General features: G+C 75.0%; 15 protein-coding genes and 1 pseudogene. 8 read left to right on the top strand and 8 right to left on the bottom strand.

Translation table 11 applies throughout. The features are described 5' to 3' along the window. The first annotated feature begins 32 nt into the window (after positions 1-32). Both J1792_RS23765 and lysA read left to right on the top strand, forming a co-directional pair. A complete protein-coding gene (locus J1792_RS23765; RefSeq protein WP_307843073.1) occupies positions 33-425 on the top strand; it encodes an SAV_915 family protein in 393 nt (130 codons plus the stop codon). 117 nt (positions 426-542) lie between these two features. Then, positions 543-1,826 (top strand): diaminopimelate decarboxylase, encoded by a 1,284-nt coding sequence (gene lysA, locus J1792_RS23760; protein WP_242705432.1) that lies wholly within the window; start codon positions 543-545, stop codon positions 1,824-1,826. A 65-nt stretch (positions 1,827-1,891) separates the two neighbouring features. Here lysA and J1792_RS23755 read toward each other — a convergent pair whose 3' ends face one another. Then, entirely contained in the window at positions 1,892-2,368 is a 477-nt protein-coding gene (locus tag J1792_RS23755) for a DUF1453 family protein (RefSeq protein WP_207248124.1), read from the bottom strand. 66 nt (positions 2,369-2,434) lie between these two features. Between J1792_RS23755 and J1792_RS23750 the strand changes: the two genes are divergently transcribed. The 6 genes and pseudogenes from J1792_RS23750 to J1792_RS23725 all read left to right on the top strand — a co-directional run. Further along, complete coding sequence (locus J1792_RS23750; RefSeq protein WP_207248123.1) at positions 2,435-3,049, top strand: TetR/AcrR family transcriptional regulator; 615 nt, start codon at positions 2,435-2,437, stop codon at positions 3,047-3,049. A gap of 84 nt (positions 3,050-3,133) precedes the next feature. Further along, positions 3,134-4,288 (top strand): magnesium and cobalt transport protein CorA, encoded by a 1,155-nt coding sequence (locus J1792_RS23745; RefSeq protein WP_207248122.1) that lies wholly within the window; start codon positions 3,134-3,136, stop codon positions 4,286-4,288. Positions 4,289-4,586: 298 nt separating this feature from the next. After that, positions 4,587-4,802, top strand: a complete 216-nt coding sequence (locus J1792_RS23740) for a DUF6243 family protein (protein ID WP_086574882.1) — start codon at positions 4,587-4,589, stop codon at positions 4,800-4,802. Positions 4,803-4,877: 75 nt separating this feature from the next. Then, positions 4,878-5,345: a phytanoyl-CoA dioxygenase family protein gene (locus J1792_RS23735; RefSeq protein WP_207248121.1), complete on the top strand. Its 468-nt coding sequence runs from the start codon at positions 4,878-4,880 to the stop codon at positions 5,343-5,345. A gap of 110 nt (positions 5,346-5,455) precedes the next feature. Next, positions 5,456-6,247, top strand: a complete 792-nt coding sequence (locus tag J1792_RS23730) for an alpha/beta fold hydrolase (protein ID WP_086574878.1) — start codon at positions 5,456-5,458, stop codon at positions 6,245-6,247. Further along, positions 6,244-6,531, top strand: a pseudogene (locus tag J1792_RS23725) (histidinol-phosphate transaminase); the annotation flags it as partial. The gene J1792_RS23730 and the pseudogene J1792_RS23725, both read left to right, overlap by 4 nt. Before the next feature lie 259 nt (positions 6,532-6,790). Here J1792_RS23725 and J1792_RS23720 read toward each other — a convergent pair. From J1792_RS23720 to J1792_RS23690, 7 genes are read right to left on the bottom strand one after another with little or no spacing between them, the layout of a single operon-like run. Then, positions 6,791-7,528 carry a GntR family transcriptional regulator gene (locus tag J1792_RS23720; RefSeq protein ID WP_086574876.1) on the bottom strand — a complete coding sequence of 246 codons (738 nt, stop codon included), beginning with the start codon at positions 7,526-7,528 and terminating at the stop codon, positions 6,791-6,793. 58 nt (positions 7,529-7,586) lie between these two features. Next, positions 7,587-8,957: an aldehyde dehydrogenase family protein gene (locus tag J1792_RS23715; RefSeq protein ID WP_086574874.1), complete on the bottom strand. Its 1,371-nt coding sequence runs from the start codon at positions 8,955-8,957 to the stop codon at positions 7,587-7,589. After that, on the bottom strand, positions 8,954-9,958 hold the full coding sequence (locus J1792_RS23710; RefSeq protein ID WP_086574872.1) for a proline racemase family protein: 1,005 nt from the start codon (positions 9,956-9,958) through the stop codon (positions 8,954-8,956). The genes J1792_RS23715 and J1792_RS23710 overlap by 4 nt, the downstream gene beginning before the upstream one ends. A 29-nt stretch (positions 9,959-9,987) precedes the next feature. After that, positions 9,988-10,899, bottom strand: coding sequence for a dihydrodipicolinate synthase family protein (locus J1792_RS23705; protein ID WP_207248120.1), 912 nt, complete (start codon positions 10,897-10,899; stop codon positions 9,988-9,990). Positions 10,900-10,948: 49 nt separating this feature from the next. Further along, the gene (locus J1792_RS23700) at positions 10,949-12,490 is read right to left on the bottom strand and encodes an NAD(P)/FAD-dependent oxidoreductase (RefSeq protein WP_207248119.1); all 1,542 of its coding nucleotides are present in this window, start codon (positions 12,488-12,490) and stop codon (positions 10,949-10,951) included. Next, positions 12,471-12,782: a (2Fe-2S)-binding protein gene (locus tag J1792_RS23695; protein WP_207248118.1), complete on the bottom strand. Its 312-nt coding sequence runs from the start codon at positions 12,780-12,782 to the stop codon at positions 12,471-12,473. The genes J1792_RS23700 and J1792_RS23695 overlap by 20 nt, the downstream gene beginning before the upstream one ends. Positions 12,783-12,829: 47 nt before the next feature. Next, positions 12,830-13,987, bottom strand: coding sequence for an NAD(P)/FAD-dependent oxidoreductase (locus tag J1792_RS23690; protein ID WP_086572976.1), 1,158 nt, complete (start codon positions 13,985-13,987; stop codon positions 12,830-12,832). Positions 13,988-14,086: the final 99 nt, after the last annotated feature.

Raw genomic sequence — 14,086 nt, 5'->3', positions numbered from 1 at the left:
TCACCCGACTCCTCCCGAGGACCGTCATGCATGTGAGCCGTACCCCCGCGCAAGCCGCCGCCGTCGCCGCCGTGACCGGCGCCCCCGGCCACGAGTTCCTCCCCGCCGACGACGGCGAACCCTCCCATCCAGGCCGGGCGGACACGCTGTACGTCCCCGTCCGGCCCTGCCCCTGCGGCTTCGTGCTGCGCGTCTTCCGCACCCCGCTCGGCGGCCGCACGGCCGTCGCCTTCACCTCGCGGCGGCTGCTGACCGACTGCCTGGGCCGGGACGTGCCCTCCGTCCGCCTCGCCCTGCCCGCCGTACGGGCCCTGGCCGCGCCGCTGGGCGTCAGCCGGGTGCGCGTCGACCCGCAGCTGACCGCCCCGGCCGCGCGGCCCTCCGACGAGGACGCCCCGCCGGTGCTGCCCGCCTTCCCCGGCTGACTCCTCGCGCCCCGCCGATCCCCCGAAGGAGATCACCGTGTCCCTTCCCGCCGTCCCCGCGGCCGCCCCCTCCCCGCCGCCCTCCCGCCGCTGCCCGGGGAGAGCGTCCCGGGCCCGGTGTGGCCCGCCTCCGTCCGCGTCCTGCCCTCGGGCGGCCTGGCGGTGGGCGGGGTCGCCCTCGCCGAGCTCGCCGACCGCTTCGGCACCCCCTGCTACGTCGTCGACGAGGACGAGGTCCGGGCGCGGGCCCGGGCCTGGCGCGCCGCCCTGCCGGACGGCCGCGTCGCCTACGCCGGCAAGGCGTTCCTCACCCGGGCGATGATCCGCTGGGTCCGGGAGGAGGGGCTCTGGCTCGACGTCTGCTCGGCCGGCGAGCTCGAACTCGCCGCCCACGCCGGGTTCCCCGTCGAACGGGTCATCCTGCACGGCAACGCCAAGAGCCCCGACGACCTGCGCACCGCGCTGCGGCTGGGCGTGGGCCGCGTGGTCATCGACAGCACCGGCGAGATCGCCCGGCTCGCGGCGCTGGTGCCGCCCGGCACCCGGCAGAGGGTGCTGGTGCGGGTGGTGCCCGGCGTCGAGGCCGGGGCGCACCGGGCGGTACGGACGGGGGTCGACGGCCAGAAGTTCGGGCTGTCCCTCGACCGCGGCGAGGCGGCGGACGCGGTGGCCCGCGTCCTGGGCCAGCCCCGCCTCGAACTCATGGGCCTGCACTGCCACCTCGGCTCCCAGATCGCCTCCGTCGACCCCTACACGGCCGCCGTGCGCCGCCTGGTGCCCTTCCTCTCCACCCTGCGCGACCTCCACGGGCTCACCTTCCCCGAGCTGGACCTGGGCGGCGGCTTCGCCATCGCCTACCGCGACGACGAGGACGCGCTCGACCCGGGCGAGTACGCCCGCCGCGTGAGCGCCGAACTGGCGCTGCGGTGCGCCCACGCGGACCTGCCGGTGCCACGGCTGACCGTGGAGCCGGGCCGCTGGATCGCGGGACCGGCCGGAGTGGCGCTGTACCGCGTGCTGGCGGTGAAGTCCACGGGCGGCCGGACGTTCGTCGCCGTGGACGGCGGCATGAGCGACAACCCCCGCCCCGCGCTGTACGGGGTGCGCTACACCGTCCGCCTCGCGGGGCGCGCCTCGGTGCTGCCGGCCCGGCCGGTGACGGTGGTGGGGCGCCACTGCGAGGCGGGGGACGTGCTGGCGGAGGACGTGGAGCTGCCGGGCGACATCCGTCCGGGGGACGTTCTCGCGGTGCCCGCCTCCGGCGCGTACCACCTGTCGATGGCCTCGGCGTACAACCTCGTCGGGCGCCCGCCGGTGGCCGCCGTGGCCGCCGGCCGGGCGCGCCTGCTGGTGCGCCGGGAGACATTGGCGGACCTGTGGAGCAGGGAGGTCACGGTCTGAAGGGAGCCGAGGGGCTCTGGTGGGAGCGGACGCGCGGCCGGCGGTTCCGCCGGTCCGGCTGCGGGCTAGCGCTTGCGCTCCGGGGCGAAGGGGATGCCGCTCGTCAGGCCCCGCGCGCCGACCGCCAGGGCCTCGCCGAGGAAGCCGACGCCGATGGAGAGCTGGGTCGGGCGGGCCTGCGGATGCATGCCCATGCGGCTCGCGAGCATCGCGAAGCCGATCGAGATCAGCGCCGACCCCACGAGCACGGCGAACGTCCGGGCCGTGTAGCGCTGCCACAGCACGCCCTCCTTCTCGAAGACGTGGATGGTCATCCCGCGCACCACGCCGAGGCTCACGCCCAGCAGCAGGCCGGCGGCCACCCAGACGTAGTCCGCGCCCCCGAGCCCCCGGGCGTCCTTCAGCGCCCAGGCGCCGATCCCGACGAGCACGAGGGGCGGCGCGAACAGGTCGCGCACGTTGAGCGGTTCACCGGCCAGCCTCTTGACGACGACAACGACGGCGACCACGGCGACGACGCCGGCCAGCAGCCAGGGGTTCACTTCTCGCTCCTTAAATAGCTCGGTTGTGCCAAAACGAATTTAGCCCGCCCGTGCTATAACGGCAACATGCCAAAGATCGTCGATCCCGAGGCCCGCCGCAGAGCGGTGGCCGACGCCGTGTTCCGGGTGGCCCGGCGCGACGGCCTGGAGAACGCGTCCCTGCGCAACGTCGCCGACGAGGCCGGGCTGGCCGTCGGCTCGGTCCGGCACTACTTCGCGAGCCACTCCGAGCTGATGCTCTTCGCCATGCGGGAACTCACCCGCCGCGTCGAGGTCCGGGTCCGCAGCCGCGTCGAGCCCCTGCTCGCCGCCCCGGGCGGCCCGGACCGCGCCTCCCTCGTCGAGGAGCTGCTCGCCGAACTCCTGCCCCTGGACGCCGCCCGCCACGACGAGGCGGTGCTGTGGCTGGCCTTCACCACGGCGGCCCGCGTACGCCCCGAGCTGCGGCCCCGCGCGGACGAACTGCACACCGGCATGCGCGAGATGGTCGAGCAGGTCCTGCGCGGGGGGCAGCGCCAGGGCGGCTTCCCCGAGGACCTCGACGTGCCCGCCGAAACCCTGCGGCTGGTCGCGCTGCTCGACGGCCTGGCCCTCACCGCCGTGCTCCAGCCCGACCGGATCACCCCCGACGACATGTGGCGGGTCCTCCGCCTGCACCTGAGGTCCCTGAGGGGCGCCTGACGCGCCCGCCCCGGCCCGGGGGTTTCTTTTGGGGCCGTATATCCTGTTCTGCGAGCCAGTGACGAGCGAGAGGGACACAGAACCATGCCCGAGCGCCCGCCCCGCCACCGGTCGTCCTCACCCAGGAAGCACTCCTGGCTGCGCCCGAACGGCCGCCCCGCCGACGGCCGGGCCCCCGAGCCCGGCCCCGGCACCGCCGACGGCCAGGCCCCCGACCAGGGCAGCGTCGTCCAGGCCGCCGTCTACCGCGACGGCCACCGCGTGGCCACGCCGGGCTCGCTCGCCGACACCTACCGCCAGCTGCGCGAACAGCCCGACAGCATGGCCTGGATCGGGCTGTACCGCCCCACCGAGGACGAACTCGTTTCCCTCGCCGAGGAGTTCGACCTCCACCAGCTCGCCGTCGAGGACGCCCTCGAGGCCCACCAGCGCCCCAAGCTGGAACGTTACGGCGACACCCTCTTCGTCGTCCTGCGGGCCGCCCGCTACCTCGACGCCCCCGAGGAGGTCGACTTCGGCGAGCTCCACGTCTTCGTCGGCCCCGACTTCGTGATCACCGTCCGGCACGGCGCCGCCCCCGACCTCTCGGCCGTCCGCCGCCGCATGGAGGCCACCCCCGAGTTGCTGGCGCTGGGCCCGGAGGCCGTGCTCTACGCGATCCTCGACGCCGTCGTCGACGGCTACGCCCCGGTCGTGGCGGGCGTGCAGAACGACATCGACGAGATCGAGACCGAGGTCTTCGGCGGCGACCCGGCCGTCTCCCGCCGCATCTACGAACTCGCCCGCGAGATGGTCGAGTTCCAGCGCGCCACCCGCCCCCTGGTCGGCATGCTGCACGGCCTGATGGCCGGCTTCGCCAAATACGGCACCGACGACGAACTCCAGCGCTACCTCCGCGACGTCGCCGACCACGTCACCCACACCAGCGAACGCGTGGACGGCTTCCGCTCCGCCCTGACCGACATCCTCCAGGTCAACGCCACCCTCGTCACCCAGCAGCAGAACGCCGAGATGCGCGCCCTGGCCGAGGCGGGCTTCGAGCAGAACGAGGAGATCAAGAAGATCTCCTCCTGGGCGGCCATCCTCTTCGCGCCCACGCTGGTGGGAACGATCTACGGCATGAACTTCGACGCCATGCCCGAGCTGCACTGGGCGTTCGGCTATCCCTTCGCGATCCTGCTGATGGCAGTGGTGTGCACGAGCCTGTACTTCATCTTCAAGAAGCGCGACTGGCTGTAGGCAGCACAAGAATCCGGTGAGAATGCGCACAGCATCTGTGCGCCGGATCACCCACCGCGCAGGCCCCGGTCGTAGCCGGGCCGACCCGGGGCGCTCGCCGGAAGCCCGGCCGACGCCGGGGCGGGAAAACCCTGGCGCGCGGGGCCGACGGAACCGGGTAACGTCATTGTCATGTTCTTCCAGACACCGATTTACGAGTGAGAGCGTGACGGGCCCCTGCTGACGCCCTTCGACGTCGCCGCGCCCGTCCCCCACCGATGAATCCGTAGATCACTTCACATCATCACCGGGAGAACCCGTGACCGACAGCAAGAACATCAACAACCCCGTGGGCCAGGGCGGCGGCCAGCGCAAGAAGCTGTCCCGCGCCGAGCGGCAGAACAACGGTCCGCACCGCAACCGCGACCGCCAGAATGCCGCCGACCAGAAGGCCGAGCTGGTGCGCAAGATGCGCGAGAAGGCACGCGCAGCCGAGGCCGCCGGCCAGGCGAGCGACGACACCGCACAGAGCTGACGCACCTCCGCCCCAGGGCGGCACCGCACGGGGCAGGGCCCGGACCGCAACACGCGCTCCGGGCCCTGCCCCCGTTTGAACGCCTGCCTGCGGGTGGCGGCGGGCTCCCACCGGCAGGGGCTCGCCAGCCACGAGGTGGACGGCTTCTTCGCCGGGAAGACCACGTCGCTGGAGGGCGTGGGCGTGGACGCCTCCACGGTCGTCGACTGCGAGGGGCCCGCCGGTTCGGTGGTCTTCCTGCACCCGCTGGTGATCCACTCGTCGGAGAAGAACCTGTCGGACATGTACCGGCGCGTGTTCATCCCCGCCTACCGCGCCGCGGACGCCTTCCCCATCTACTACGGCCCGCACGCCGCGCACAACGAGCCGGGCGCGAAGCTGCTCCGGGGAGCGCCGGCGAAGACCGCGCGCAGCGAGGGCGGCGAGTGGCGGCTGCCGATCGCCGCGGCCGAGTTCAACTCGCTGTACGAGATCCAGGAGGGCTCCCACGTCAAGGGTGGCCGGAAGTCGTCGACCGGGTACTTCGCCCACGAGAAGAAGTAGGGCCCCTGGGAGAGGATCTTCGACGATCTCTCCTGTGAGGGTCGGCGGCCGCCGTACACCCTGGGCGGCCGCCGGCTCTCGTCGTGCCAGGCCCTGGAAGGACGTTCGCCGTGCCCCACGCCAAGACCCCCGACGGGGTCGCCATCGCCTACCAGCTCCGCGGTGACGGAGCCCCGCTCGTCCTCCTCGCCGGCCAGGCGAACAACCACCACTGGTGGGACGGCGTCCGCGACGACTTCCACGTCGCCCGCAGCACCCTGACGATCGACTACCGCGGCACCGGCGCGAGCGACGCCCCGTCCACGCCGTACAGCACCGCGCTGTTCGCCCGGGACGTCGTCGCCGTGCTCGACGAACTCGGCATCGACCGCGCGGACGTCTACGGCACCTCCATGGGCGGGCGCGTGGCCCAGCGCCTGGCCGTCGACCACCCCGGGCGCGTGCGGTCGCTGGTGCTCGGCTGCACCTCGCCCGGAGGGCGGCACGGCGTCGAACGCGACCGGGAGGTCCGCCGGTCGCTGGCCGGCCCGGACCCGCGGGCGTCGCGGCAGGCGCTGCTGGAGCTCATGTACACGCCCGGCTGGCTCGCCTCGCACCCCGGCCCGTACCGGGTGCTGGGGGATCCCTCCATGTCCCCGCACGCCCGGCGGCAGCACCTGGCCGCGAGCGACGGCCACGACGCGTGGGACGCGCTGCCCGGCATCACGGCGCCCACGCTGGTGCTGCACGGCGGCGACGACCTCCTCAACCCCGCCGCCAACGCGCCCCTGCTCGCCGGCCGCATCCCGCACGCGCGGATGGAGATCATCCCCGGGGCCCGGCACGCCTACTTCGAGGAGTTCCGCGAGACCGCCGGATCCCTCGTCCTCGACTTCCTCGATCGTGAGGTGCGGCAGGCATGACCCGCATGGACGACCTTCCCGTCCGCGACGAACTGCGCGGCAGGTCCCCCTACGGGGCGCCCGAGCTGGACGTCCCGGTGCGTCTGAACGTCAACGAGAACCCCTACGCCCCGCCCGCGTGGCTGGCCGACCGGATCGCCGAGCGGGCCGGGGAGGCGGTGGGCGACCTCAACCGCTACCCGGACCGCGACGCGAACGCGCTGCGCGCGGCGCTCGCCGGCTACCTCACCCGCAGCACGGGCCACCCCCTGGACGAGCGGCACGTGTGGGCCGCGCGGGCGGCCATCGCAGAGCACCGCCCGGGGCGGCAACTTCCTCGTCGGCTATCTGGCCGACCTCGGCCGGGCCCAGGACATGGCCTGGCTTCCGTGGTCGTTCCTGGTCGCCGTGGGGCTCGCGGCCGCCTGGTGGGTGACGCGCAATGCGCCACATCCCCGAGGGGGACGAGAAGCCGCCGCCGACGGCGGTGGTGACGGTGGCGGAGCAGCGCCCCCAGCCGGTCGAGGGCAACACCGCCTGAGCGGCGCCGGCGGCCGCGGCCCGTCAGGCGCCGCGGCCGGCCCCGGCGCGCGCGCCGGCGGCCGGACGGCGCCCGCCCCTGCCGGCCTTCTCCGCCTGCTCGTTCTTCGCCCACAGGGAGCGCACATGGCCCAGGTGGCGGGTCATGCACTTCTCGGCGCCCTTGACGTCGCCGGCCAGCATGAGGTCCAGCAGCTCGAGGTGCTCCTCGGCCGAGTGGATCAGCTCGCCGCGCTCGTCCAGGGTGGTGAGGCCGTAGAGGCGGGAGCGCTTGCGCAGGTCGCTGACGGTCTCGACGAGGCGCTCGTTGCCTGAGAGGGCCAGCAGCGTGAGGTGGAACTGCCGGTCGGCCTCGAGGTAGCCGATGAGGTCGTGGTCGCGGGCGGCGCGCACGATCTCCTCGGCGACCGGGCGGAGGGCCTCGAGCTCCTCGCGGGTGGCGGTGCGGGTGATCCGGCCCGTCATGGGGACCTCGATCAGGGTGCGGATCTCGGTGTACTGGTCGAGGTCGCGTTCGTTGACCTCGGTCACCCTGAAGCCCTTGTTGCGGACGGGCTCGACCAGGCCCTCGCGGGCCAGGTCGAGCATCGCCTCGCGCACGGGGGTCGCGGAGATGCCGAAGTCCTCGGCGAGCCCCGGCGCCGAGTAGACCTCGCCGGGGCTCAGTTCGCCGGAGATGAGCGCGGCCCGCAGGGCATGGGCCACCTGATCGCGCAGTCGCTCACTGGCGGTGACGAGGTTGCGCTGCTTGAGGTGCCCCATGGTGTCCCTTTCGTGCCCCGCTGGACTGGACCACCAGCGTACAATGTCACATTGTGATTCAGGGCATCAGCGTGTAGGTACGGCTGGAAGTGTAGAACTCCAGTGCCGCCCGGCCCTGTTCGCGCGGCCCGTGGGCGGAGGCCTTGGCGCCGCCGAAGGGCAGGTGGAAGTCGACGCCCGTGGACGGGGCGTTGACGCGGATCATGCCGGTGTCGAGGTGGTCGAGACCGTGCAGCGCCGCGCCGAGGTCGGCGGTGTGCACCGAGGTGACCAGCCCGTACGGGACCTCGTTGGCCAGGCGCACGGCATGGGGCAGGTCGTCGGCCGGCAGCAGGGCCGCCAGCGGCCCGAACACCTCCTCGCGCAGCAGGGCGTGCCCCGCCGGCACCTTCTCCACCAGCACCGGGGGCGCGTACCAGCCGGGGCCGTCGGGGGCGGCTCCCGCGGCGACCACGGACAGGCCCTCCCGGGCCGGCGCCAGCCGGTCGCGCGCCGGGGCCGAGACCAGCGGTCCGCACACCGTGGCGGGGTCGGCCGGGTCGCCCACCGGCACCGCGCGCAGGGCGTCGGCGAGGGCCTCGCGCAGCGGGTCGAGGGCGGCGCCGACGGCGATCACCCTGCTGGTGGCGGTGCACTTCTGGCCGGCGTACCCGGCGATCGCGGCGGCGATGTGGGCGGCGGCCCGGCCGATGTCGGCGTCGGGCAGGACGATCGCCGCGTTGAGCCCGCCCATCTCGGCCTGCACCGGCACGCCCCGGGCGGTGGCGGCGCGGACGACCGCGGTGCCGACGCCGGTGGAGCCGGTGAAGGAGACGACGTCGGCCGAGCCCACCACGGCACCGCCCTCGGCGGCGCCGCCGGCGACGACGGTGAACACCCCCTCGGGCACCGCCTCCCGCACGATCCCGGCCAGCCGCAGGGCGCACGCGGTGGCCTCGGGCGCGGGCTTGAGGACGACCGTGTTGCCGGCCGCCAGCGCCGGGGCGGCCTTCCAGGACGGGATGGCGAAGGGGAAGTTCCACGGGGTGATCAGGCCCGCGACGCCGTGCGGGCGGCGGCGGGTGAGCAGCAGCCCGGGTCCGGTGGCCGGTTCGTGGACGGCGCCGGAGGCTTCGTAGGGGGCCTGGGCGTAGTAGCGCCAGATGGCGACGGTACGGGCCATCTCGGCCCGGGCCTCGGTCAGGGGCTTGCCCACCTCGCGCACGGCGAGGTGAGCGAGCTCCTCCGTCGCGGTCTCGAGGGCCCCGGCGACCGCCGAGAGGGCGGCGGACCGGGCGGCCGCGCCGCCGGCGAGCCAGCCCGCCTGCGCGGCGCGGGCCCGCTCGACGGCCGCGGCCGCGGCCGGGGCGCCGGCGGCGACGACCTCGGCGACGACGTCGGCCGGATCGGCCGGGTTGCGCGAGACGATCGGTGTCGGGGCGGCGGTCACAGCAGGAAACCTCCAGGGAAGGGGTCGTCCGGGTCGAGGAAGTACTGCGCGGTGCCGGTGATCCAGGCGCGTCCGGTGATGGCCGGGACGACCGCCGGGAGACCGCCGACCCGCGTCTCCCCCACCAGGCGGCCGGTGAACTCGGTGCCGATGAAGGACTCGTTGACGAAGTCCCGGTCGAGCGGCAGGAGGCCGCGGGCGTGCAGCTGGGCCATGCGGGCGGAGGTTCCGGTGCCGCACGGCGACCGGTCGAACCAGCCCGGGTGGATGGCCATGGCGTGCCGGGAGCGGTGGGCGTCGGAGCCGGGGGCGGCGAGGTAGACGTGCTTGAGGCCGCCGATCTCGGGGCGTTCGGGGTGGACGGGCCGGTCCGGGGAGGCGTTGATCGCGTCCATGATCGCGAGCCCTGCGGCCAGCAGGTCGTCCTTGCGGGACCGCTCGAACGGCAGCCCCAGCTCCTCGAGTTCCACGAAGGCGTAGAAGTTGCCGCCGAAGGCGAGGTCGTAGGTGACCGTCCCGTAGCCGGGCACGTCGATCTTGCGGTCCAGGCCCACGCAGAAGGCGGGGACGTTGGTGAAGGTGACGGCCTTGGCCGCCCCGTCCTCGACCCGTACGTCGACGGCGACGAGGCCGGCCGGGGTGTCCAGGCGTACGGTCGTGACGGGCTCGGCGACCGGCACCATGCCCGTCTCGACGAGGACGGTGGCGACGCCGATGGTGCCGTGCCCGCACATCGGCAGCAGCCCGGAGACCTCGATGTAGAGGACCCCGTAGTCGGCGTCGGGGCGGGTGGGGGGCTGCAGGATCGCGCCGCTCATGGAGGCGTGGCCGCGCGGCTCGTACATCAGCAGCGTACGGAGGTGGTCCATGTGCTCGATGAAGTGCAGCCGGCGCTCGGCCATGGTGGCGCCGGGGATCACTCCGACGCCACCGGTGATGACGCGCGTGGGCATGCCCTCGGTGTGCGAGTCGACGGCATGGAAGACATGACGGGTGCGCACAGGCGGTCCTTTCCGCGGTCGGCCGCAGGTCAGCGGTGGCCGTCGGCGACGGCCTTCTCGGTCGCGGCGCGCACCGCGGCCTCGGTCTCCCCGCCGAGCGGGAGGCGCGGGGGCCGGGTGGGGCCTCCGTGCCGGCCGGCGATGTCCATGGAGAGCTTGATGGCCTGCACGAACTCGGTCTTGGAGTCCCAGCGCAGCAGCGGGTGCAGCGAGCGGTAGAGGGGCAGCGCCGTCTCGAGGTCGCCGGCGACGGCCGCGTGGTAGAGCTCGGCGCAGGTGGCGGGGAAGGCGTTGGGGTAGCCGGCTATCCAGCCGACGGCCCCGGCGAGGGCGAGTTCGAGCAGGACGTCGTCGGCGCCGACGAGCAGGTCGAGCTCGGGGGCCAGTTCGGCGATCTCGTAGGCGCGCCGGACATCGCCGCTGAACTCCTTGACCGCGACGATCGCGCCGTCGGCGTGCAGCCGGGCCAGGAGGGCGGGGGTCAGGTCGGTCTTGGTGTCGATGGGGTTGTTGTACGCCACGACCGGCACCCCGGCGGCGGCCACCGCGGCGTAGTGCTCGCGGACGGCCCGCTCGTCGGCGCGGTAGGCGTTCGGCGGCAGCAGCAGGACGGAGCCGCAGCCGGCCTCGGCGGCCTGGTCAGCCCAGCGGCGGGCCTCGGAGCTGCCGTAGGCGGCGACGCCGGGCATCACGCGGGCGCCGTCGCCCGCCGCCTCGACGGCGGTGCGCACCACGCGGGCGCGCTCGTCGGCGGTGAGGGTCTGGTACTCGCCGAGCGAGCCGTTGGGGACGACGCCGTCGCAGCCGTTGTCCAGGAGGTGGCGGACGTGTTCGGCGTAGGCGTCGTAGTCGACGGAGAGGTCCTCGCGCAGCGGGAGCGCGGTGGCGACCATGATGCCCCGCCAGGGACGGTCGCCGTGCCAGGAGGTGGTGGTGGTCATGCCGGTGGCCCTTCTTCGGTGGGTGGAGTGGAGTGAAGTGGTGGGGGTGTCACGCGGGGTCGGCGCGGCCGTGGGGTCCGGCGCCGCCCTCGGGTCTGGTGGCTTCGGGTTCGGCGGCCTCGGGTTGGACGGCCTCGGGTTGGGCGGCCTCGGGTTGGGCGGCCTCGGGTTGGGCGGCGAGGACGCCGAGCGGTACGGGGACGGCGAGCGGCCTGCGCTCGGCGGACGGCGGTACGGTCCCCTCCGCCGTACCGGCCGCCGCGAGGCAGGCCACGGCCGCTCCGCACATCCGGCCCTGGCACCAGCCCATGCCGGCCCGGGTGAGGAGCTTGACGGTGCGCGCGTCGCGGGCGCCGAGGCCGGAGACCGCCTCGCGGACGTGGCCGGCGGTCACCTCCTCGCAGCGGCAGACCTCGGTGTCGTCGGTGAGCCAGCCGGTCCAGCCGGGGCCGGGCGCGTGGGCGGCGGCCATGGCGTCGGCGAAGGCCCGCATGCGGTCCCGGCGGCGGCGCAGTTCCGCCACGCGCCCGCCGGGGGCGGGCCGGCCGCGCAGCTGGGCGGCCACCGCGAGGCCGGCGAGTTCGCCCTCGACGCGGGCCAGGAGCCAGCCGCCGACGCCGCCGGTCTCGCCCGCGGCCCACAGGCCGGGCACGGAGGTGCGCTGGAGTCCGTCCAGGGCGAGGGCGGTCGTCCCGTCGGGGGTGCGTCGCGTGGCGCAGCCCAGGCCGGTGGCGAGCTCGGTCTGCGGGACGAGGCCGTGTCCCACGGCCAGCGCGTCGCAGGCGATGCGGCGGCCCGTTCCCGGCACCGGCCGCCAGTGGCGGTCGAGGCGGGTGACGGTGACGGCCTCCACGCGGTCGGTGCCGTGGGCCTCGGTGACGGCGCTGCGGGTGAGCGGCCGGACGCGGTGGCGCAGCAGCACCGATCCGTGGGCGGCGGCTTCGAGGAGCTTGTGCGGGTTGGTGGCGAGGGCGCGCGGGTGCCGGGCGTAGCCGAGGTAGCCGGAGGCCTCGACGACGGCGGGGACGTGGGCCCCGGCGGCGGCCAGCGAGGAGGCGACGGCGAGCAGGAGGGGTCCGCTGCCGGCGACGACGATCCGCCGGCCGGGCAGGACGAGGCCGGACTTGAGCATCGCCTGGGCGCCGCCGGCCGCCACGACGCCGGGCAGGGTCCAGCCGGGGAAGGGCAGGTGCCGCTCGGAGGCGCCCGTGGCGAGCAGGACGGCCCGGGCCCGTATCCGGACCGGGTGTTCGCCGTCGCCGTCGGCGCCGGTGAGGGCGTGCACGGTCCAGGCGTCGGCGCTCTCGCGCGTCACCGTCCACACGTGGTGGGCGCGGAGGTGGTCGGCGGTGCTCGCCTCCAGGCGGCCGCGCAGGCGGGCGAAGGCGGGCCAGTCGTGGTGGAGGGCGTGCGGCCGGCGGGCGCGCAGGGTGGGGGCGGGGTGGCGGAAGTACTGGCCGCCGGTCTGGTCGGAGGCGTCCAGCAGGGCGACGGACAGGCCCGCTTCGGATGCCGCGACGGCGCCCGCGATCCCGGCGGGGCCCGCGCCCAGCACGGCGAGGTCGTAGGGTTCAGACGCCGAGCGGGCCATGGCCGTGTCCTTCCTGGGTGGTGACGGCGTCGCCGGGGCGGGCGGGCACGAGGCAGGCCCGCCGGTTGGGCGTGCCGTTGACGGTGGCGAGGCAGTCGAAGCACTGGCCGATGCCGCAGAAGGCCGCGCGGGGGCCGCCGGCGCGGGTGGTGCGCCAGGCGAGGATGCCCGCGCCCCACAGGGCGGCGGCCAGGGACTGGCCGGGCAGGGCGGTGACCGTACGGCCGTCGAAGGTGATCTCGAACGGCGGGTCCGGCTCCGCCCCGGCGAGCTCGGCGGGGGTACGGGCCACTGCGGGCTTCCTCTCGGGTGGGTCGGGGACGGGGCGGGCGGGCCCCGTCAGGCGGCGGCCGGGAAGCGGCCGGGGTCGAACGGCTTGACGTCGAGCGGCGGTTCGGCGCCGGTCAGCAGGCGGGCGACGATGAGCCCGGTGGCCGGGGCGAGGCCGATGCCGGCGCCTTCGTGCCCGCAGGCGTGCAGCAGGCCGGGCACGCGGGGGTCGGCGCCGATCGCGGGCAGGTGGTCGGGCAGGTACGGGCGGAAGCCCGCGTACGCGCGCGTCGCCCGCACCCCGGCCAGCAGGGGGAAGAGCGCGGTGGCGCCCTGGGCGAGGCGGCGCAGCGCCTCGACGGACAGCGTGCGGTCGAAGCCGACGCGTTCGCGGCTGGCGCCGATGAGGACCGGGCCGGCCGGGGTGCCCTCGACCACGGCGGAGGTCTGCAGGGCCGCGGAGTCGCTGGCCACGTCGGCGACGTAGTCGGCCGCGTAGACCTTGTGCCGGACCACGCGCGGCAGCGGTTCGGTGACGAGCACGAAGCCGCGGCGGGGCAGGACGGGCAGGTCGCCGCCGGCGAGGCGGGCCAGTTCGCCGCCCCAGGTGCCGGCCGCGTTCACCACGTGGGGGGCGTGCAGGTCGCCGCTGGGCGTCCGTACGCCCCGCACCTCGCCGCCCGGGCCGGTGAGGACGGCGGTGACCTCGCTGCCGGTGCGGACGCGGGCGCCCGAGGCGCGCAGCAGGCGGGCGGCGGCGAGGGCCGGTTGGACCTGGGCGTCCTGGGGGTAGTGGAAGCCGCCGGCGAGACCGGGCGCGAGGTGCGGTTCCTTCTCGCGCAGCCGGTCCGCCTCGATCTCGTGGGCGGTGACGCCCGCCGTGGCCTGGGCCCGGGCGAAGTGCCGCAGGGCGTCCATGGCCGTGCCGGACGAGGCGACGACCAGGCCGCCCTTGGGCTCGTACTCGCTGGCCGCCGGGACGCCGTCCTCCATCTCCCGCCACAGGCGGGTGGAGAGCAGGGCCAGTTCGAGTTCGGGGCCGGGGCCCTTGTCGGAGACGAGGAGGTTGCCCTCGCCCGCTCCCGTGGTCCCGCCGGCGACGGGGCCGCGGTCGACCACGGTGACGGACAGGCCGGAGCGTGCGGCGTAGTAGGCGCAGGCGGCGCCGACCACGCCCGCTCCGACGACGATGACGTCGGCGACGTCCGAGGAGTTGCTCTGGGGCACAGTCAGTAATATTTCACATTGCACTGAGCGTGCCAAGAGCCGTTCCGTTGCGACTTCTACTTCTCCATCGGCCCCTTCCCCATCGACCGCTTCTCCACC

Origin of the sequence: Streptomyces triculaminicus (genome assembly GCF_017349075.1) — a bacterium.
Classification (GTDB): domain Bacteria; phylum Actinomycetota; class Actinomycetes; order Streptomycetales; family Streptomycetaceae; genus Streptomyces; species Streptomyces triculaminicus.
This window is presented reverse-complemented; position numbering and strand designations above follow the sequence as displayed.